This is a genomic window from Niveispirillum fermenti, from assembly GCF_052474395.1.
The window spans coordinates 664,128-682,489 of record NZ_CP156679.1 but is presented as its reverse complement, the minus strand read 5'-3'; the positions used below and the strand labels follow the sequence as shown (position 1 = coordinate 682,489).

General features: G+C 63.5%; 18 protein-coding genes. 11 read left to right on the top strand and 7 right to left on the bottom strand.

The features are described from left to right. The first annotated feature begins 319 nt into the window (after nucleotides 1-319). From rpiB to thiL, 9 genes are all read left to right on the top strand, one after another. Nucleotides 320-754: a ribose 5-phosphate isomerase B gene (rpiB, locus tag ABC728_RS07275; protein ID WP_416617781.1), complete on the top strand. Its 435-nt coding sequence runs from the start codon at nucleotides 320-322 to the stop codon at nucleotides 752-754. A 30-nt stretch (nucleotides 755-784) separates the two neighbouring features. Continuing rightward, the gene (gene glyA, locus ABC728_RS07270) at nucleotides 785-2,074 is read left to right on the top strand and encodes a serine hydroxymethyltransferase (RefSeq protein WP_416617780.1); all 1,290 of its coding nucleotides are present in this window, start codon (nucleotides 785-787) and stop codon (nucleotides 2,072-2,074) included. Between the two features lie 96 nt (nucleotides 2,075-2,170). Next, nucleotides 2,171-2,635, top strand: a complete 465-nt coding sequence (gene nrdR, locus ABC728_RS07265; protein ID WP_416617779.1) for a transcriptional regulator NrdR — start codon at nucleotides 2,171-2,173, stop codon at nucleotides 2,633-2,635. 12 nt (nucleotides 2,636-2,647) lie between these two features. Further along, nucleotides 2,648-3,754 (top strand): bifunctional diaminohydroxyphosphoribosylaminopyrimidine deaminase/5-amino-6-(5-phosphoribosylamino)uracil reductase RibD, encoded by a 1,107-nt coding sequence (gene ribD, locus ABC728_RS07260; RefSeq protein ID WP_416617778.1) that lies wholly within the window; start codon nucleotides 2,648-2,650, stop codon nucleotides 3,752-3,754. An 80-nt stretch (nucleotides 3,755-3,834) separates the two neighbouring features. Next, nucleotides 3,835-4,425 carry a riboflavin synthase gene (locus tag ABC728_RS07255; protein ID WP_416617777.1) on the top strand — a complete coding sequence of 197 codons (591 nt, stop codon included), beginning with the start codon at nucleotides 3,835-3,837 and terminating at the stop codon, nucleotides 4,423-4,425. A gap of 1 nt (nucleotide 4,426) precedes the next feature. Then, nucleotides 4,427-5,569: a 3,4-dihydroxy-2-butanone-4-phosphate synthase gene (gene ribB, locus ABC728_RS07250; protein WP_416617776.1), complete on the top strand. Its 1,143-nt coding sequence runs from the start codon at nucleotides 4,427-4,429 to the stop codon at nucleotides 5,567-5,569. Between the two features lie 30 nt (nucleotides 5,570-5,599). Then, nucleotides 5,600-6,064 carry a 6,7-dimethyl-8-ribityllumazine synthase gene (locus tag ABC728_RS07245; protein WP_416617775.1) on the top strand — a complete coding sequence of 155 codons (465 nt, stop codon included), beginning with the start codon at nucleotides 5,600-5,602 and terminating at the stop codon, nucleotides 6,062-6,064. Nucleotides 6,065-6,079: 15 nt separating this feature from the next. Beyond that, on the top strand, nucleotides 6,080-6,637 hold the full coding sequence (gene nusB, locus ABC728_RS07240) for a transcription antitermination factor NusB (RefSeq protein WP_416617774.1): 558 nt from the start codon (nucleotides 6,080-6,082) through the stop codon (nucleotides 6,635-6,637). Continuing rightward, a complete protein-coding gene (gene thiL / locus ABC728_RS07235; protein ID WP_416617773.1) occupies nucleotides 6,634-7,635 on the top strand; it encodes a thiamine-phosphate kinase in 1,002 nt (333 codons plus the stop codon). Before nusB ends, thiL begins: the two co-directional genes overlap by 4 nt. Here thiL and ABC728_RS07230 read toward each other — a convergent pair. Further along, nucleotides 7,632-8,045: a VOC family protein gene (locus ABC728_RS07230; RefSeq protein ID WP_416617772.1), complete on the bottom strand. Its 414-nt coding sequence runs from the start codon at nucleotides 8,043-8,045 to the stop codon at nucleotides 7,632-7,634. The two genes, thiL and ABC728_RS07230, sit on opposite strands and share 4 nt — an antisense overlap. Before the next feature lie 343 nt (nucleotides 8,046-8,388). Here ABC728_RS07230 and ABC728_RS07225 point away from each other — a divergent pair, with 343 nt between their 5' ends. Beyond that, a complete protein-coding gene (locus ABC728_RS07225; RefSeq protein WP_416617771.1) occupies nucleotides 8,389-10,326 on the top strand; it encodes a cache domain-containing protein in 1,938 nt (645 codons plus the stop codon). Between the two features lie 6 nt (nucleotides 10,327-10,332). Here ABC728_RS07225 and ABC728_RS07220 read toward each other — a convergent pair whose 3' ends face one another. After that, nucleotides 10,333-10,851 carry a PAS domain-containing protein gene (locus ABC728_RS07220; protein WP_416617770.1) on the bottom strand — a complete coding sequence of 173 codons (519 nt, stop codon included), beginning with the start codon at nucleotides 10,849-10,851 and terminating at the stop codon, nucleotides 10,333-10,335. Between the two features lie 254 nt (nucleotides 10,852-11,105). Here ABC728_RS07220 and ABC728_RS07215 point away from each other — a divergent pair, with 254 nt between their 5' ends. Beyond that, nucleotides 11,106-11,555 carry a tetratricopeptide repeat protein gene (locus tag ABC728_RS07215; protein ID WP_416617769.1) on the top strand — a complete coding sequence of 150 codons (450 nt, stop codon included), beginning with the start codon at nucleotides 11,106-11,108 and terminating at the stop codon, nucleotides 11,553-11,555. A gap of 46 nt (nucleotides 11,556-11,601) precedes the next feature. On the opposite strand, the gene ABC728_RS07210 is transcribed toward ABC728_RS07215, so the two are convergent. The 5 genes from ABC728_RS07210 to ABC728_RS07190 form a co-directional block, all read right to left on the bottom strand. After that, the gene (locus ABC728_RS07210; protein ID WP_416617768.1) at nucleotides 11,602-11,835 is read right to left on the bottom strand and encodes a (2Fe-2S)-binding protein; all 234 of its coding nucleotides are present in this window, start codon (nucleotides 11,833-11,835) and stop codon (nucleotides 11,602-11,604) included. A 238-nt stretch (nucleotides 11,836-12,073) separates the two neighbouring features. Beyond that, nucleotides 12,074-12,898 carry a tetratricopeptide repeat protein gene (locus ABC728_RS07205; protein ID WP_416617767.1) on the bottom strand — a complete coding sequence of 275 codons (825 nt, stop codon included), beginning with the start codon at nucleotides 12,896-12,898 and terminating at the stop codon, nucleotides 12,074-12,076. Nucleotides 12,899-13,324: 426 nt separating this feature from the next. Then, nucleotides 13,325-15,409, bottom strand: a complete 2,085-nt coding sequence (locus ABC728_RS07200; RefSeq protein ID WP_416617766.1) for a TonB-dependent receptor — start codon at nucleotides 15,407-15,409, stop codon at nucleotides 13,325-13,327. 192 nt (nucleotides 15,410-15,601) lie between these two features. Then, nucleotides 15,602-16,702 (bottom strand): DUF917 domain-containing protein, encoded by a 1,101-nt coding sequence (locus tag ABC728_RS07195; protein WP_416617765.1) that lies wholly within the window; start codon nucleotides 16,700-16,702, stop codon nucleotides 15,602-15,604. A 12-nt stretch (nucleotides 16,703-16,714) separates the two neighbouring features. Then, nucleotides 16,715-18,280, bottom strand: a complete 1,566-nt coding sequence (locus ABC728_RS07190) for a hydantoinase/oxoprolinase N-terminal domain-containing protein (protein WP_416617764.1) — start codon at nucleotides 18,278-18,280, stop codon at nucleotides 16,715-16,717. Nucleotides 18,281-18,362: the final 82 nt, after the last annotated feature.

Here is an 18,362-nt window from a genome sequence, read left to right as displayed (position 1 = left end):
TATTCGTGTTGATTACTTATATTTCATTGTGCGCTCTTGTATCCCCTGTGTGACGCGCTCGGCCTGATGTCATATCTCCTTTGTGGAGACATTGCAGATTGCATGTTTCAATTGTTTCCATTTTGAAATATCTACCTTTTGGACAGGGTGGGCATGAGGCGCGCGTGATGGGCAATGCCGGGCTGCTTTGGCGTCCGGGGGCGGAAACTGGTGTAAGCGCAACACTTCTGCTAGGGTCCAGCGCGTCGGGTACCCACTATGTTTGGGTGCCGGCAACCATTTCTCTGCGCCGGGCATGCGGCCCGGAAAAGGATTGTCCATGGGTGCGCAGATCATCGCGATTGCCAGCGATCATGCCGGACCGGAACTGAAGGCGCAATTGTCGGAACAGTTGCGGGAGGCCGGCCACACGGTCCTGGATCTGGGCACGAACGGTCCGGAATCGGTCGATTATCCCCGTTACGCCGATGCGGTGGCCGCGGCCCTGGCCGATGGCCGGGCCCAGATGGGCATCCTGATCTGCGGCACCGGCATCGGCATTTCCATTGCCGCCAACCGCCACAGCCATGTGCGCGCCGCCCTTTGCCATACACCCACCGATGCCCGCCTGACGCGCCTGCACAATGATGCGAACGTCCTGGTGCTGGGCGCCCGTACCATCGGGGTGGAAGTGGCGAAGGACTGCGTCGCCACCTTCTTCTCCACGGAATTCGAAGGCGGCCGACATGCCCGCCGCGTTGCCATGTTGGGTTGATCCCGACCGGTATATGAGGACCAAGAGCAAATGGACAGCATTCAGGGTTCCCGTTTCTTCACCGACAGTCTGGCCGAGGCCGATCCCGATCTCCACGCCGCCATCCGCAAGGAATTGGGCCGGCAGCAGGACCAGATCGAGCTGATCGCGTCGGAGAACATCGTCTCCACCGCCGTGCTGGAGGCACAGGGCTCCGTCCTGACCAACAAGTATGCCGAAGGTTATTCGGGCAAGCGCTATTATGGCGGCTGCGAATATGTCGACATTGCCGAGACGCTGGCGATCGAGCGGGCCAAGCAGCTTTTCGACTGCGCCTATGCCAATGTGCAGCCGCATAGCGGCGCGCAGGCGAATCAGGCCGTGTTCATGGCGCTGCTGCAACCCGGCGACACCTTCATGGGCATGGATCTGGCGGCCGGCGGCCACCTGACCCATGGCGCGCCGGCCAACCAGTCGGGCAAGTGGTTCAAGGTTGTGTCCTATGGGGTGACCCGCGACACCCACCTGATCGACTATGACGACATGGAGGCCAAGGCGCGTGAGCACAAGCCGAAGCTGATCATTGCCGGCGGCTCGGCCTATCCGCGCCAGATCGATTTCGCCCGCTTCCGCAAGATCGCGGACGAGATCGGCGCCTATCTCATGGTGGACATGGCACATTATGCCGGTCTCGTGGCGGCCGGCGTCTATCCCTCGCCGCTGCCGCACGCCCATATCGTCACGACCACCACGCACAAGACCTTGCGCGGTCCGCGCGGCGGCATGATCCTGTCCAATGACCTGGAATTGGGCAAGAAGATCAACTCCGCCGTGTTCCCGGGCCTGCAGGGCGGCCCGCTGATGCATGTCATCGCTGCCAAGGCCGTGGCCTTCGGCGAAGCACTGAAGCCGGAATTCAAGACCTATGCCGGCAATGTGGTGGCCAATGCGCGGGTCCTGGCGGAACGGCTGATCGCCGGCGGCCTGGACATCGTGTCCGGCGGCACCGACAGCCACATCGTGCTGGTCGATCTGCGCCCCAAGAAGCTGACGGGCAAGGCTGCCGAGCATGCCCTGGAAAATTCCGGCATGACCTGCAACAAGAACGGCGTGCCGTTCGACCCGGAAAAGCCGTTCGTGACCTCCGGCGTGCGCCTGGGCAGCCCGGCTGCCACGACGCGCGGTTTCGGCACGGCGGAGTTTGCGCAGATCGGCGACATGATCGTTGAGGTGCTGGACGCGCTGGCCGTCAGCAATGGCGACAACAGTGCCGCGGAAGGCAGGGTACGGGCCCGCGTCCAGGAATTGTGCCGCCGCTTCCCGATTTATCCGACGCTTTGATTTCTCGTGAGTACCGCCCCCGGATCCTGTGACAGGGCCGGGGGCCTTTTCTGGCAGTGGCCGCTGGTGCAACGACAATAACGACGGAGGGGTTTCATGCGCTGCCCGTTCTGCGGGAATGACGACACCCAGGTGAAGGACAGCCGTCCGACCGAAGACGGGTCCGCCATCCGCCGCCGCCGTTTCTGTCCCGCCTGCGGGGCCCGCTTCACCACGTTCGAGCGGGTGCAGTTGCGCGAGTTGTATGTCGTCAAAAGCTCTGGTCAGCGGGAACCATTCGACCGGGAGAAGCTGTTGCGGTCCATGCGCATTTCCCTGCGCAAGCGTCCCGTCGATGCCGACAGGGTCGACCGCGTGGTCAATTCCATCGTGCGCCAGCTTGAAAGCAGCGGCGAGACCGAAATCCCGTCCACCCAGATCGGCGAGATGGTGATGAACCATCTGAACGGCATCGATAAGGTGGCTTATATCCGTTACGCATCCGTCTATCGGGATTTCCGCGAGGCGTCGGACTTCAACCAGTTCGTCGAAACGCTGCGGCCCGACACCAAGACGGACTGAGGCGGCTCCCGCATGACCGTCCTGCCGGCCTTCACCGAGGATGACCGCGCGCATATGGGGGCGGCCCTGGCGCTGGCGCGGCGCAATCTGGGCCGGGTCTGGCCCAACCCGTCGGTGGGCTGCATCGTGGTTGGCGGCGATGGTCGCGTCCTGGGCCGCGGCGTCACCGCCCCCGGCGGCCGGCCGCACGGTGAACCGCAGGCCCTGGCACAGGCGGGTGCCGGCGCGGGCGGGGCCACGGTCTATGTCAGCCTGGAACCCTGCAATCATCACGGCCGGACGCCCCCCTGTTCGGAGGCGCTGATCGCCGCCGGCGTGGCGCGTGTCGTGGTGGCCTGCGAGGACCCCGACCCGCGCGTGTCGGGCGGTGGCATCCGCCGGCTGCGCGAAGCCGGCATCCGCGTGGATGTGGGGCTGTGTGCGCAGGAAGCGCTGGACGTCAATTTCGGTTTCATCACGCGCATTGTGAAAGGCCGACCCGGCGTCACCCTGAAGCTGGCCACCAGCCTGGACGGGCGGGTGGCCACCGTCAGCGGTCACAGTCAATGGATCACGGGCCCCGAAAGCCGTGCGCGCGGGCACATGCTCCGGGCCAACCATGATGCCATCCTGGTCGGCATCGGCACGGCTCTGGCCGATGATCCGGAACTGACCTGCCGCCTGCCGGGGCTGGAGGATCATAGCCCCATCCGCGTCGTGCTGGACAGCAGCCTGCGCCTGCCCGTCACCTCGAAGCTGGCGGTCGGCGCAGCCGCGACTCCCACCTGGGTCGTCACCCTTGCGGACGCGGACGCAGACCGTATCGCGGCGCTGGAGACGCTGGGCGTGCGGGTGCTTCGCGTGGCACCCGATGCCGATGGCCGGTTGCCGGTGGCCGGCGCGCTGGCCACGCTGGCCGGACAGGGGATCACCAGGGTGCTGGTGGAAGGCGGGGCGGCGGTCGCTACATCCTTCCTGAAGGCCGGACTGGTCGATCGTGTGGAATGGTTCAGGGCGCCGATGCTGATCGGTGGTGACGGGCTGGCGGCCATCGGTCCGCTGGGAACCGACATCCTGGCCCAGGCCCTGCGTTTTCTGCCCCCCGATGACCAGCAGGTGTCCTATCGCCTGTCAGGCTGACGGCCGGTCCCCCCCGCCATGCGCCCCGCGCAACCATCGCCCTCTCGCGCATTGTCGCGCCAAGCCCTAGGTTATCGCCCATGTTTACCGGAATCATCACCGATGTCGGCCGCGTCGTGGAGATCGAGCGCCGTGGCGACCTGAGACTGACCATCGAGACGCGGTTCGACCTGGACCATGTCGCCATGGGTGCGTCCATCGCGTCCAACGGGGTCTGCCTGACCGTGGTGGAGAAGCTGGCGCATGCCTACAAGGCTGATGTGTCCGCAGAAACCATTGCCAAGACCACCGTCGGCGACTGGATCGTCGGTACGCCGCTGAACCTGGAACGATCCCTCAAACTGGGGGACGAATTGGGCGGACATCTGGTCTATGGCCATGTCGACGGTGTGGCAGAGGTCGTTTCGGTGACGCCCGACGGCGACAGCCATCGCTGGCGCTTTCGCGTACCGGGCACTTTGAAACGCTTCATCGCGGCCAAGGGGTCGGTGGCGCTCAACGGCGTGTCCCTGACCGTGAATGAGGTGGAGGACGATGTCTTCGGCGTCAACATCATCCCGCACACGACAGAACAGACGACCTTCGGCCTGATCGGGCCGGGCGCGCGCATCAATCTTGAAGTGGATATGCTGGCGCGCTACGTCGCGCGGCTGGTTGGAAAGGAAGCCTGAGATGTCGGCCACGGAAACCCGCCTGACGGAAGAGGATCGGCCCGTGCTGTCCAGCACGGAGGAACTGATCGAGGAGGCGCGCCAGGGCCGCATGTTCATTCTGGTCGATGACGAGGATCGCGAGAATGAGGGGGATCTGGTGATCCCCGCATCGGCGGCCACGCCCGAGGCCATCAATTTCATGGCCCGGTTCGGCCGTGGCCTGATCTGTCTGGCCATCGACAGCCCGATGAACGAGCGCCTGCGGCTGCCTCTGATGGCACAGCAGAATGGCACCCGTCACCAGACGGCCTTCACGGTTTCCATCGAAGCGCGTGAAGGTGTCACGACCGGTATTTCCGCTGCCGACCGTTCGCGGACCATCCAGGTCGCCATCGATCCCAATGTGGACCCGCGCGACATCGTCACGCCGGGCCATGTCTTCCCGCTGCTGGCACGCGATGGCGGCACGCTGGTCCGGGCCGGGCATACCGAGGCGTCTGTTGATTTCTCCCGTCTGGCCGGCCTGCCTGCCGCCGGCGTGATCTGTGAGATCATGAATGATGACGGCACCATGGCCCGCATGCCGGACCTGGTGAAGTTCGCGCAGTTGCACGGCCTGAAGATCGGCACCATCGCCGACCTGATCGCCTATCGCCGCCGGACGGAAACCATCATCGAGCGCTCGTACCGCACCGTGCTGGACAGCCACCATGGCGGGCGGTTCGAGATGATCGTCTATCGCAACCGCATCAGCGGGGCCGAACATATCGCCCTCGTCAAGGGCGACATCCATGATGGTGTGCCGGTGCCTGTACGCATGCACTCCCTGAACATCGTGAAGGACCTGCTGGGCGACAACCGCCACGGCCCCGTGGGCGGGCTGGAATCTGCCATGAAGGCCGTGGGCGACGATGGGCGCGGCGTCATCGTGCTGATGCGCGATGCACAGCCCTTCTCGCTGGCTGACCGGCTGCGCGCCATCGATGATGGCAATGCCGACCTGGCGGGCGAGCTGCGCGACTATGGCATCGGCGCCCAGATTCTCAACGATCTGGGTGTGAAGCGCATGGTCCTGCTGAGCAATACCAAAAAGACGGTGGTGGGCCTCGAAGGCTATGGCTTGACCATTGTCGGCCAGCGGGCCATACCCAGCCTCTTCTGATCCATTCCTTCAGTCTGACAGGATACGACCATGGCCGACGCGCCCCATATCATGATCGTCGAGGCCCGTTTCTACGACGACCTTGCCGATGAACTGGTCAAGGGTGCCGTGGCGGCGCTGGAAGCGGCCGGTGCGACCTATGAGATTTTCCAGGTGCCCGGCGCCTATGAGATCCCGGCCGCCATCCAGTTTTCCGTGCGATCGATGGATTTCTATTCCGGTCGCCGCCGTTTCGACGGCTATGTGGCCCTGGGCTGCGTGATCCGTGGTGAGACAACGCATTACGACTATGTCTGTCAGGAAAGCGCCCGTGGCCTGTCGGAACTGGCATTGCGCCACACGCTGGCCATCGGCAACGGCATTCTGACGACGGAGAATTATGAGCAGGCCTGGGCCCGCGCCGCCGTCAACCAGAAGAACAAGGGCGGATTCGCCGCCAATGCCTGCCTTCAGATGATCGAGCTGAAGAAGCAATTCCGTCTCTATTCCCGCTGAGTTCCAGGTCCCGACATGCCCCCCCGCAAGAAGATCACCGCGCCCGCCAAGCCGGAGCCGCCGCCCAAGATCAAGCCCACCGGCTCCGCCAAGGCCCGGCGCAGTGCCGCCCGGCTGGCCGCTGTCCAGGGCCTTTACCAGATTGATCTGGCCGGCGCCTCCAGCGAGACGGTGATCCATGAATTCGTTCGTCACCGGATCGGGCAGGAACAGGATGGCGACGAGTTCGTGACGGCCGAGCCGCAATTGTTCGCCGACATCGTGCGCGGCGTGCAGGCCCGCCTGGCCGATGTGGACCAGATGCTGGGGGGCCTGCTGAGCCAGCAATGGTCGCTGGAACGCATGGAACTGCTGCTGCGCGCCATCCTGCGGGCCGGGGCGTGGGAGTTGCTGGCCAACGAGGCCGTGCCGCCCCACATCATCATCAATGATTATATCGATGTGGCCCATGCCTTCTTTTCCGGTCGGGAACCGGGAATGGTGAACGGGGTGCTGGACAAGCTGGCCCGCACCCTGCGTCCGGCTGAAATGGCGGCCCGGACGGCGGCAAAAGGCGGGGCGGGAACGCCGTGACGGAACAGGCTGGCGACAGGCTGGGGGAGTTCGGCCGGATCGAGCGTTTCTTCCGGCCGCTGGCTGTCGGTGTGCCCGGTGCCTTCGACCTGACCGATGATGCCGCGGTTCTGGACATTCCCGCGGACCAGCAACTCGTCGTCACGACCGACGCCATGGTGTCCGGCGTGCATTTCCTGCCGCAGGACGATCCGGCCGACCTGGCGTACAAGCTGCTGGCCGTCAATATGTCGGACCTTGCCGCCAAGGGGGCCGAGCCATTGGCCTACAGCCTGGTGACGGCCCTGCCGCGCGCGGTCGGGGACGAATGGGTCGGTGCCTTTGCCGGCGGGTTGGGCAGGGCGCAGAAGGAATTCAAGGTCAACCTGCTGGGGGGCGATACGGTTGCGACCTCCGGTCCTTTGTCGCTGACCGTCACCGCCCTGGGACTGGTGCCGTTCCAGCGCATGATCCGCCGCAAGGGAGCCAGGCCGGGCGACGCGCTGTTCGTGACGGGCCATATCGGCGATGCGGCCCTTGGCTTGAAGCTGGCCCAGGGGACATTGACCAGCCCTGTGGCGGACAATGACCGGGCCTATCTGTTGTCCCGGCTGCGCCGGCCCAGCCCGCGGCTGGATTTCGTGGCATCCCTGCGCGTGTTCGGCACGGCAGCCCTGGATATATCGGACGGGCTGATCGCGGATCTGCGTCACCTGGCCCTGGCCAGCAAGGTACGCCTGCACCTGGATGCCCGGGCCGTGCCGCTTTCGGCCCCGGCCTTGCGCGTCCTGCTGTCCCAGCCCGCTCTGCGGTCCCTGATGTTGACGGGCGGTGACGATTACGAAGTGGCCTTCACGGCCCCGCAGGAAAAGGCGGAAGACATCGCCGCCGCCGCCGCCAGTGCCGGGATCGCGGTTACCCGCATCGGCAAGGTGATTGAAGGTGACCCGGGGCTGGACGTATCGGGTACCGAAGGGATGTCACCTGATTTCGGCATCGGTGGCTGGCGCCATTTTTAGGGCAAGCGGGCCTTCAACTCCACATTGTTGCCCTCCGGATCGCGGAGATAGAGAGACGGCCCCTCGCCGCCGGCGCCATAGCGCTGGCCGACAGGGCCGGCCTCCACGCCGTGGCGTGCGAGATGGGCCTTGATCTCCGCTTCATCGAACGGGCTGATTTCCAGGCAGAAATGCTCCAGATTGCGCCCCTCCGCCCCCGGCCCGGCGCCGCCGGCCGCTCCAAGCTTGCCATCCAATGGCACAAGATCGATCAGGCTGTTGCCGGCCCGCAGTTGGTAAAGCCCTACCTCCGGCAATATCCGCTCCATCCGGCAGCCCAGTATATCGGTGTAGAAGCCGATCATCCGGTCGATGTCGCGAACACGCAGGACGATATGGTCCAGTCCCTTGAGTTCAAAGGGCACTGTCATCGTCGTTCCTCCCCTGTTCATGGCCCCGCCTTTCGGTGCGGCGCAGTGTCGCAATACCGCACACATGTACGTTGGTCGGGCTTCTCTCACCAAGAATCATCGGGTCAGTATCCTTGAAAATCAAGACCATACACGTCTCCACCCAGTGTTTCCGTACAATATCCCGCCAATAGGTAATATCCCCTATTGGCGGGATATTCACTTTCGTATAATCCCGCTTTAAGACATCGATATGCTGCAATCGCAGAAATAATGAGATTTAGGGCGGATAAAAATGGTGTGGTTAGCGAATATTTCGGCTTGGTTCCATAATACGAGTATTTCAAAAAGACTCGGCCTTGTTGTGATATTCTCGATTGCCGGTCTCCTGGCTTTTGCCGTTCTGGCCAGTGAACTTCAGCGCACCGAATTGCGCGATCGGTACCATGCCAGCGCCCAGGCTGCGGTGGAGGGGGCCGCGTCCGTCATCAACGCCTACATGGCGCAGGAGAGGGCGGGCACCCTGACCAGGGATGAGGCGCAGGCCCGTGCGCTCGCAGCGGTCAAGGCGATGCGGTTCGCCGGGGAATATATCTGGGTGAATGATACCAATCACCAGATGATCATGCATCCGATCCGCGCTGAACTGGACGGGCAGGACATGTCCCACTTCAAGGACCCGGCCGGCACGCTGATGTTCCGGGAGTTCGTGAAGGCGGCGACCGGTGCCGGACAATCCGGGTTCGTGCCCTATATGTGGCCCAAGCCCGGCCATGACAGGCCCGTGGACAAGATTTCCTATGTGACGTTGCTGCCCGCTTGGAACTGGGTGGTCGGTTCTGGTGTCTATCTGGATGATGTCGGCCGTAAATACCGGGAAATGCTGATCGTGCTGATCGGTGCCGTCGTTGTTCTGGGCGGGCTTGCCGCCGGCGCATCCAGCGCCATTGCCCGCACGCTGGCCCGGCCGCTGTCGCGCATGACGGACCTCATGGGAAGTCTCGCCGCCGGTCGGCTGGAAGTCGATGTACCCGATACCAATGCGCGAAATGAACTGGGTGCCATGGCACGGGCCGTTGCCGTCTTCCGCGATAACGCCCTGCACGCCCGAACGCTGGAGGCGGAGAAGCAGCGCGAGGAGGAGGCCAAGGAGCGTCGCCGCCAGGCACTGGAGGTGTTGACGCGCGATTTCAAGCTGGCCGTGGCCGGCAAGCTGAAGACCGTGGCCGCCGCCGCGACGGAACTGGAAGCCACATCAGGTGCATTGCAGAAGCAGGCCGAAATGACGGGGGACCAGTCGAACCTGGTCGCCGACAATGCCCAGGTGGCGCGTGACAACGCGCAAACCGTGGCCGCCGCGACGGAGGAATTGTCGGCATCCAGCGCGGAGATCGGCCGGCAGGTGGGCATCACAGCCCAGATCACCGCGGAAGCTGTAGACAAGGCACACAATGCCAGGCGCATCGTCGATGATTTGTCGGCCGTCGTGGCCAATGTGCAGGGCGTGGTCGGCCTGATCAGCGAGATCGCCAGCCAGACCAACCTGCTGGCCCTGAACGCCACGATCGAGGCGGCAAGGGCAGGGGAGGCCGGGAAGGGCTTCGCCATCGTGGCCGGCGAGGTGAAGAATCTGGCCGGGCAGACGGCCCGCGCCACCGATGATATCGGCAGTCAGGCCCGCGCCGTCCAGACCGCTGCCGATGACGCGGCCGGCATGATCAGTGCCATTGCCGATATCATCGACAGCATCGGGCACAATTCCAGCGCCATCGCCAGTGCCGTGAACCAGCAGGGCGCCGCCACGGCAGAGATCAGCCGCAATGTGCATGAAGCCGCCTTGCGCACGGGGGACGTTTCGGAAAGCATCGTGACGGTGCGGGAGGGCGCCCATTTCACGATGTCCGCGTCCAGCCAGTTGCATGCCGCAGCCGGCGAACTGTCCGAACAGGCCGAACAGTTGCGCAGCGAGGTGGAGGAATTCCTGCGGTCCATGGAACATGCCGGGGAGCGCCGCACCGTGGAACGGCGTGCCGTTGACATTCCGGTCCGTGTTGCCAGCCGGGCGCGGCGCAACCGGCCCGCCGCCGATGTAGCGGGGCGCGTGGTCGATCTGTCGACGGCCGGCGCCGCTCTTCGCATCACCCTTGATGCCGGCCCGGGGGACGAGATCGATATCTCCGGTCTGGACGGCGCGGCGTTGCCGGCGCGTGTGATCAGCAATGATGACGGCGTCCTGCGCGTGCAGTTCCGCATGGACGACGCAACGGCGCAGAGGCTGGCGACCGTTCTGGCAGCGGCCTGACGGCGGTCACAGCAGCAACGACCGGCAATCATCCTCACCCAGCAGCCGGAAATCGACCAAGCCGTCCGCATCGGCAGGCAGGGTGGCGACGGTCCTGGCCTGCGACGGGTCATAGACCCTGAGCAGGCCCATCACCTGTGTTGCCGGCTGCCCGGCCTTGGCGGCCGCCGGCAGCAGCAGCCGGTTGAAAGCCCGCCAATGCCGGCCGGCTGGAACCAGATACCCGCGATAGAACAGGGGCAGACCGGCATCCAGGCACCGGTCGAACAGGGCGGTTCGTCCTGCCAGATGTTGCGGGGCGATGACTTCGTCCAGATGGCAACCGGTTTCATCCCGCCCGAAAATATCCCGGAGCCGGGTACCGGCCAGCCGGCAGCGCAGCCGGCCGGCCACCCGTTCATAAATGAACATATAAGGCAGGATGCCGCGCGGAATGGCACAGGGGTCCAACTGCGCGCGCGCCGGCACCACAGAGCCGCCGCCTGCCGCCCGTTCTTGCCACCACAAGGTGATCAGCGCCCGCATTCCGCGATCCGCCATGAGGATGGATATGTCTGACTGTTCAGGACCAATCACGCCGCCAACCGCCTTCTTTGTTCCTGTTCTTCACTTGCCGGCAGGATGGGTATTCCGCCGTTCCTGGTAAACAACCGTATACCATCCTATACACATGCACATCGTAACCGGCAGCCCCTCTTGCAGGCTCAGCGCTGTTGCGCCACCCTGACAGCAATGGCTGTGGATGCGGCCGCAGGGGGACAGGAACGGAAGGCGAAATCATGAGGGATAAAAGGACCCGCCTGCCACTGTGCCTGCTGATCCTGGCAACCATGATAGCCATTCCTGCCTGTTCGGGGTCGCCGGGCGGGAAGGGGGCAGGCTCCTGGCGCAACGGCGCCACGGATCGTGCGGTTGCCGCACGGGAAGCCGGTGATTATGTCATGGCGCTGCAATTCTATGAGGAGATCGTCCGCGATCAGCCCAACAATATGCAGGCCCATTTCGCCCTGGCCCAGATCAACCAGGAACTGGGGCGATACGAAGAGGCCCATCGGCTCTACCGCATCGTCTATGTGTCCGGGGAAAGGAAGCCGGCGCTCCTTTTCAACGGACAACGCGGAACGGTGCCGATGTTCCAGGCGGCAGAGGAGCAGGTATTGCTGTTACGCGCCCGTCTGGGTCTTGACGAGGCACACAGGCCCGCAATGGCAGTGACACCGAACGAATAGCCGAAGATTGGTCGGAACATTTGAACGAGCGTTACGCCGCCGTCCGTTATTCAGCAGCCACAGCCGGCGCCATGCCCCCGGCCACCGCGGCGGACTTGGCCGAACCGACCATTTCCCGGATGGTCGTGAAGCAGCGACCACATTGCGGGGTCTTGCCACAGGCCTTGAATACACCGGCGACGCTGCCCGCGCCGCCATCGACACTGCGGCGGACCGACTTGCAATTGATCGCGTTGCAGATGCAGACATACATGGTCGAAACGAATCCAGGCTCGTGCATGGGTGTTGGTCAGATAGTTACTGCAAATCACTCTCATAATCCAGCAGATTCTGCGAGCCATTCGCGATATAGATATTTTCCATAAGATAAATTATCAATCTTTCCCGTTTGGGCGGGGTAGATTCTATTTTGAAGTGCGACTCTTCTTTATAATCAGGTGGTTAGCAATGGATGCTGCCATGGGAGAGCATTATTCGCACCTGAGTTTGGCGGAACGGCGCCGGATTGATGCGCCTCTTCAAGGGTGGAGGTTCGGACAGCGCCCAGGCACAAAACATACTGGCAATGCATTTATCGACAGCCATTGCCGTCTTAGCGCCGCCACCTGCGCGTCGTCGATACTGGCTGTCCCCTTGTCGCGGATGTATCGGCTGGCGTTCGGTTCTCCCGCATCTGCTGCCAAGGTTATCAGAGCATATCCCAGAGCCGGGTTCTGCTCTCCGCCCACGCCCATCACCATCATCCGGCCCAGTGAAAAAAGGGAGGTTCTGTCTCCCTTGGCCGATGCCTTGTGGTACCAGTGCCGCGCTAAGTCATTATCCACCTGCCCGAACCAACCGGTTCCATGAAGAACCGCTACGTTGTGCATGGAGCGTAAGTCCCCTGCTTCCGCCAGTCGCTGTAATGCCGCCACTGTCGTCCGGCCCTCTTCGGTGTCGCGGCCCAGGTGGGGCACAAGGTTGTTGATGGCCTTCGCATTCCCCTTTCCGGCTGCCATACGAAGATAATGCAGCGCCAGATGCGCATCGTGTTCCTGCCCGCAAAGCGCCTCCAAATGGCATTGCGCAAGCAGATAATAGACGTCCCCCGACACGTAATGGCCACTCTCTGCCACCTTGCGGGCAAGATCGTACATGTTGCCTAATCCGGCAGTACGGCTTTGCACAAACCATCCGACCAGAAGGTTCGCTGCATTGACGGATGACGCATCTCTGCCCGATGCCGCTTGCTTCAACGTATTGAACGCTGCAGCCTTCTCATGTTCGGCCAGCCCCTCCAGAGAGCGGATGCCTGACTGAAGACAGCTCTCGTCGGAGCAAACCCTCACCAGCAGGCCATCCACTCCCCTTGCATCATTCACTTCCGAGGCCAAGGATGTGGCGGTAACGATAGTCGCAGCCAAAAGGCCTTTTAATGCCCCGCGTTGCAGCCATCGACGGAGTGGTTGCTGCGCATGCTGGCCATAAAACCCACATCGCCGGTTCATTCCGCAACAGCCCCGTTCACTCACCCAATATTGAGACAATAGCAGACAAAGACGGTCTTTGCACTCACCGGCCAAAAAGAGGCCCCTGTCTGGATGGACAGGGGCCAGTTTCAGCAGCCAATCGAAAAAATGTGATTCTTAGGGCCCGTCTGAGAAGTTTTCTTATTTTCCAGCATGTTGATGTCTTGATTCAGTCACCCCGGCCTTTGCCGGGGTGACGGTGGTGCTGAAAGACAAGACCTGTAAACAGTTGGAAGCATCTGAAATTATTCGAACGGACACTCAGAAACGAACCTTGGCGGTTACCCCGAAGGTGCGCGGTCGGGACAATTGCCCGACATCCTCCCCCGACGGCGAGCCTGTCCAGAAGGCATCGCCATATTCGGAGAAATATTGCTTATCGGTCAAATTCTTGACATAGGCCGTCAGCGACCAGTTCTCATAAGTCATCCCGGCCCGCAGATCGATCAGCGTGATCTTACGGCGGAAATCGGTATTGTCGGCATGGTAATATTGCTTGCCACGATGATCCACGTCGATACGCAGAAGCCCACCGAGATTTTCGGTGATTTCGAAACTGTACTGGCTGCCGGCGTTTAGCGTGAATTTCGTATTGTTCGGCACCTGATTGCCGCGATAGGAGGCGGTCCCGTCGAAATCCTTGATCTCGCTGTCCGTCAGGCCGATTCCACCGAACAGGTCCCAGCCCAGCGCCAGGCGTGTCTGCATCTCCAGTTCCAGGCCGGTCAGGGTCGCGCGCCGGATATTGTCGATGATCTGGGCACCGGAGGTCAGGTCGACCTTGAATATCTGCGCGTTGCTGAGCCTGGTATGGAAGGCGGAGCCGTTCAGCACCAGGCGTCCGTCGGCCATGGTAGCCTTGAAGCCCGCCTCGTAATTGGTCGTCGTCTCTTTGGCGAAGACGGGCGGCGTCACGGTGGGAACATTATAGCCGCCGGAGCGGAAACCCGTTGAATAGGTGGCGTAGGTCATCACCGCGTCGGTCCATTGGTACTTCGCGGTGACCTTGGGCTGCCACTTGCTGAAGGTCTTTTGCCGCACGGCACTGGCCCGCAGCAGGTCGGTCTGTTCGCGCTTGTCGCTGTCATATCGCAGGGCCGCGGACAGTTCGAGCTTGTCAGTCAGGTCGAAAGCCCCCTGCCCGAAGACGGCATAGGCATCATTGTCGTTGCTTTCATCCCCGAACACCATGAGGGGAACGAAGCCCGCGACCGTGCTGTCGGTGTCGGCGAACACCGTCGTGCTCAGGCTGCGATCGGTATGCAGGTAATAGGCACCGGCGATCCAGCGGAAAGGCTGATCGTTGGGAGAGGTCAGGCGCACTTCCTGGCTGATCATCTCCACATCCAGGTCCTGTCCCTGGCCCAGGGCCTGGACTGAGGAGAAGTCGAGATCGCCGCGATAGCTTTCCTTCACCCGTGAATAGGCCGTGATGGCGGTCAGTGTGGCGGCACCGAAATCCCAGTCGACCTTCAGGGACAGGTCGTCCATGTCACGCTGGCTTTCGCCCAGCACATTCTCTTCCGGCTTGATCCAGGTGGCGTTGGAAAAGCCATTGGTCGGCAACTGGCTGTAGAGAACGGCGCCGCCTTCCGTGCGTGACAGCGAGGCGCGGGCATCGACGGAAATGCTGTCGGTCGGCATCCAGGTGGCCTGCAGGCGGCCCGTCTTGTCCTGATAGAAATCGGCCTTGCGATCAAGGAAGGTGTTGGTGATCAGCCCGTCGCTGTCCTGATAGGAGACGGCGGCGCGGAACAGCAGCTTGTCCTGCACGACAGGTCCACCCACGGCGGCCGTGGCCGACCATGTATTGCCGCTGGCATAGCCGACCTCAGCCGAACCCTCCATCTTGTCCTTGGGCTGGCGGGTGATGATGTTGATGGCGCCACCAATCGAATTGCGGCCATAAAGGGCGCCCTGCGGCCCCTTCAGCACTTCGATACGCTCGATATCGAAGAATTGCTGGGCCAACTGCTTCTGATTGGATTGCGGCACGCCATCCACGACAACGGCCACCGACGGGTCATTGTTGTTGATCTGGGAAATGCCGCGCACGGTGACGAAGCTGTTGCCGACCGTGAAGGATTGCACCATGCGGATGTTCGGCGACATGGACAGGAAGTCTTCCGCCGTCTTGATGCCTGCATCCTCGATGGTGCTGGCAGAAAAGGCGGTGACGGAAACCGGCACCTCCTGCAACCGCTCGGCCCGCTTCTGCGCCGTAACGATGATTTCCTCCAGAACCAGGCCATCCTGGGCCATGGCCGGTGCCGCCAGGGCCAGAATGGCCAGGGAACCTGTGAAAATGCCGGCACCCAAGTACCGGTGGTGATTGGTCCGTCCCATGTGCATCCCCATTCCTGCTGATTGTTTTGCCACGGAACCGGTTTCGTCTCGCACACACTTGCCCGTGTGCCACACCGGTGCCGCCCGCGTCTTTGTGTTACCGTTCGTCATCTTCCTGAAATCCCGCCGCCACCGTCAAAGCGGGGGGCGGGTAGACCCGGCCCCGGAAAAGGGTAGCGGCGGGTGGGTCCGTCAGGCGGGCACCAGTTCCTCGATCGGCAGGTAGTCGCTGTCGATACCGAAGGCGCGCGGACCGAACGTGGCCAGGGCGGCATCGGTACGCATGACGGGTGGCGTGCTGATGCCCACAGCCTTGACGCGGGCGCCATATTTCAAGGTCTCCGTGGTGATCGGCTCGGCGGATTCCGCATCCAGCACGCAGACCAGATCCGGAACCATGGCCAGGAACCGGGCGCCCCGCCTGACCGTGAGATATTCGTTGCGGAAGACGATCTCCGCCGGCTCCCCCGCCGCATCGCCGAAGGGCTGCACCAGCACGCGGCCGAAATTGAACCCGTCGCGCGTTTCCCGGCTGATATCCACCACCTTGCCTTCGGCAAGCACGACGGCGTGGCGGGGCTGGGGCATGGTGCGCAGGAAATCCAGCAATCCCTGCACGGGGTCGGCCCGGCCGCGCCGGGCCTGCGCGATGGCGCGGCCGATATCCAGGGCAAGCGACAAGGTTCCGGGCACGCCCGCATCCTTCAACTGCCGCCCTGTCATGGGATAGATCGCCAGATGGGCGGCCCCTGCCATGGCCATGACGGTGGAGCGGGCAAGCTGCTCCGCGAAATGGTTGCTGCCCACCTCGAAGGTCACGGTTTCGCACCGGTCATTGGTCATGACGAAGGGCGACGCCTTCATGCCGTAGATGTTGAAGGTGACCATCTGCAATTCCGGGAAGGCGCGGCCCATGCCGTCGGCATCCACGATGGGCAGCCCGGTGCGCGCCGCCAGGATCAGGGGCAGCGTGGCGTTGATCCCGCCGGATTCGATACAGGTCAGCGCATCGGCTTTGCGGCCCAGCTTGGCCTCCAGCGTGCGCAGCGCCGCTTCCAGTGCCTCCACCTTCGGTGCGCGCTCCAGCATGACCGATGGCGCACCGATCGCGGCGATGGGGATGACCAGTGCCCCATCATCCACCTGTTCGGGCGGGATGATGGTCAGGGAGCGGCCATTCTCCATCTCCTGCTTCAACAGCAGGCGGCCGACATAGGGGTCGCCGCCGCCGCCGGTGCCCAGGAAGGCGGCACCGCGCACGAAATCAACCAGATCGTCGATGGTAATCTGCATGGTATCGGTTCCTCAGGCGGCATTGCGCGATGGGGTGGCCAGATCGCCGACGGCCTTGGCGCGGACGCGCATGGCATTGCCGGGCATGTAGGCGACAGGGGTTTCCTCCACCTCCATCACGCGCACCGTGGCAGGATCGGCGCCCGCCGCTGCCGCGGCCTCCACGGCCTCGGCCTTGGCGCTGTCCAGGGCTGCCGCGCGGCCGATACGGTCATAGAAATAAATGCGGTCGGCCTCGCCACCCACCTGGGCCATCGCCGCGCCGATGGCATTGGCCACATCGGCATGGGCCGGAACATGCAGTTCCGACACGCCGGGCAAGGGTCGGGACACCAGCACCCCGCCGCCGCCCACCAGGATGACGGGCACGGCCGTGGCGCTGGTCTTCATGCGGTCGATCGCCGCTTCCACCATGCCATGCATGGCCGCCACCGCCCCTTGCACCAGCCCGCGATCCAGACCGGCCACCGCGGTGGCATCGCCGATCCCGCCGCGCCCGGCCGCTACGGCGATGTCCGTGGCCGTCAGCACGTCGCCGCCGAACACCAGCCCCTTGGTGATCAGATCGTAACCGACACTGCGCGGCCCCACGGTGACGGCGCCATCCGGCTGGCGCACCACAAGGCTGCCGCCGCCCAGGCCGATGGAATGAAGGTCGGGCATGCGGAAATTGGTGCGCACCCCACCCACCTGGATGGCCATGGATGTTTCCCGCGGATAGCCATGGGCCAGCACGCCGACATCGGTGGTGGTGCCGCCGATATCGACCACGATGGCATCCTGCAGGCCCGACAGCCAGGCCGCCCCGCGCATGGAATTGGTCAGCCCCGATGCGAAGGTCAGCACGGGGAACCGCTCCACATGGTCGGCCCCCATGATGGTCCCGTCATTCTGGCTGATATAGAAGGGGGCGGTGATCGACAGTTTCTGCAGGGCCGAGCGGAAGGCGCCGACCACCGTGCCCGACATGGCCGACAGCGCGGCATTCATGATGGCAGCGTTTTCCCGCTCGATGATGCCCATGCGGCCCACTTCGCTGGACAGCGTCACATGCACGCCGGGTATCATGGCGCGCAGGATGGCCGCGGCCTTCTGTTCCATCGCATCATTGATGGGGGAGAAGGCGCAGGAGATGGCGACATGGCGCAGCCCCTTGCGCATCATGTCACGGGCCGCGGCCTCGATTTCGGTCTCATCGAAGGGGGCGATCTCGCGCCCGTCGAACTCGTACCCGCCATGCGCCCAGTAGATATGGTCACCGATGACGGCCGTCAGGTCCGACGGCCAGTCGATCATGGGCCGCACCGATGTGTTGGACGGCAGCGAAAGGCGCAGCACCGCCACTTCCATCAACCGCCGCCGTTCCACGAAGGCGTTCGTGAAATGGGTCGTGCCAATGGTCACCTGCCCGATGGCCGCCGGCGGCACGCCGGCCTGGGCCAGAACGCCCCGGATGGCCAGCACCACGCCCGTGCCCACATCATCGGTGGTCGGCGTCTTCAGGGCCGCGATCACCTTGCCCTCGTGAATGATCACGGCGTCGGTGTTCGTGCCCCCGACATCCACCCCTATGCGCATCGCCACAGCTCCCTTGTCGCTTGCTCCTTGGGTCCGATCATGACCAAGGCGGGACGCGCAGGCGACAGGGGCCGGGGGTAGG

Excerpts from the sequence above, each read along its gene's own strand:
- rpiB (WP_416617781.1), top strand. The coding sequence starts at position 320 with ATGGGTGCGCAGATCATCGCGATTGCCAGCGATCATGCCGGACCGGAA.
- glyA (WP_416617780.1), top strand. The coding sequence starts at position 785 with ATGGACAGCATTCAGGGTTCCCGTTTCTTCACCGACAGTCTGGCCGAG.
- nrdR (WP_416617779.1), top strand. The coding sequence starts at position 2,171 with ATGCGCTGCCCGTTCTGCGGGAATGACGACACCCAGGTGAAGGACAGC.
- ribD (WP_416617778.1), top strand. The coding sequence starts at position 2,648 with ATGACCGTCCTGCCGGCCTTCACCGAGGATGACCGCGCGCATATGGGG.
- ABC728_RS07255 (WP_416617777.1), top strand. The coding sequence starts at position 3,835 with ATGTTTACCGGAATCATCACCGATGTCGGCCGCGTCGTGGAGATCGAG.
- ribB (WP_416617776.1), top strand. The coding sequence starts at position 4,427 with ATGTCGGCCACGGAAACCCGCCTGACGGAAGAGGATCGGCCCGTGCTG.
- ABC728_RS07245 (WP_416617775.1), top strand. The coding sequence starts at position 5,600 with ATGGCCGACGCGCCCCATATCATGATCGTCGAGGCCCGTTTCTACGAC.
- nusB (WP_416617774.1), top strand. The coding sequence starts at position 6,080 with ATGCCCCCCCGCAAGAAGATCACCGCGCCCGCCAAGCCGGAGCCGCCG.
- ABC728_RS07230 (WP_416617772.1), bottom strand. The coding sequence starts at position 8,045 with ATGACAGTGCCCTTTGAACTCAAGGGACTGGACCATATCGTCCTGCGT.
- ABC728_RS07220 (WP_416617770.1), bottom strand. The coding sequence starts at position 10,851 with ATGCGGGCGCTGATCACCTTGTGGTGGCAAGAACGGGCGGCAGGCGGC.
- ABC728_RS07215 (WP_416617769.1), top strand. The coding sequence starts at position 11,106 with ATGAGGGATAAAAGGACCCGCCTGCCACTGTGCCTGCTGATCCTGGCA.
- ABC728_RS07210 (WP_416617768.1), bottom strand. The coding sequence starts at position 11,835 with ATGCACGAGCCTGGATTCGTTTCGACCATGTATGTCTGCATCTGCAAC.
- ABC728_RS07200 (WP_416617766.1), bottom strand. The coding sequence starts at position 15,409 with ATGGGACGGACCAATCACCACCGGTACTTGGGTGCCGGCATTTTCACA.
- ABC728_RS07195 (WP_416617765.1), bottom strand. The coding sequence starts at position 16,702 with ATGCAGATTACCATCGACGATCTGGTTGATTTCGTGCGCGGTGCCGCC.
- ABC728_RS07190 (WP_416617764.1), bottom strand. The coding sequence starts at position 18,280 with ATGCGCATAGGGGTGGATGTCGGGGGCACGAACACCGACGCCGTGATC.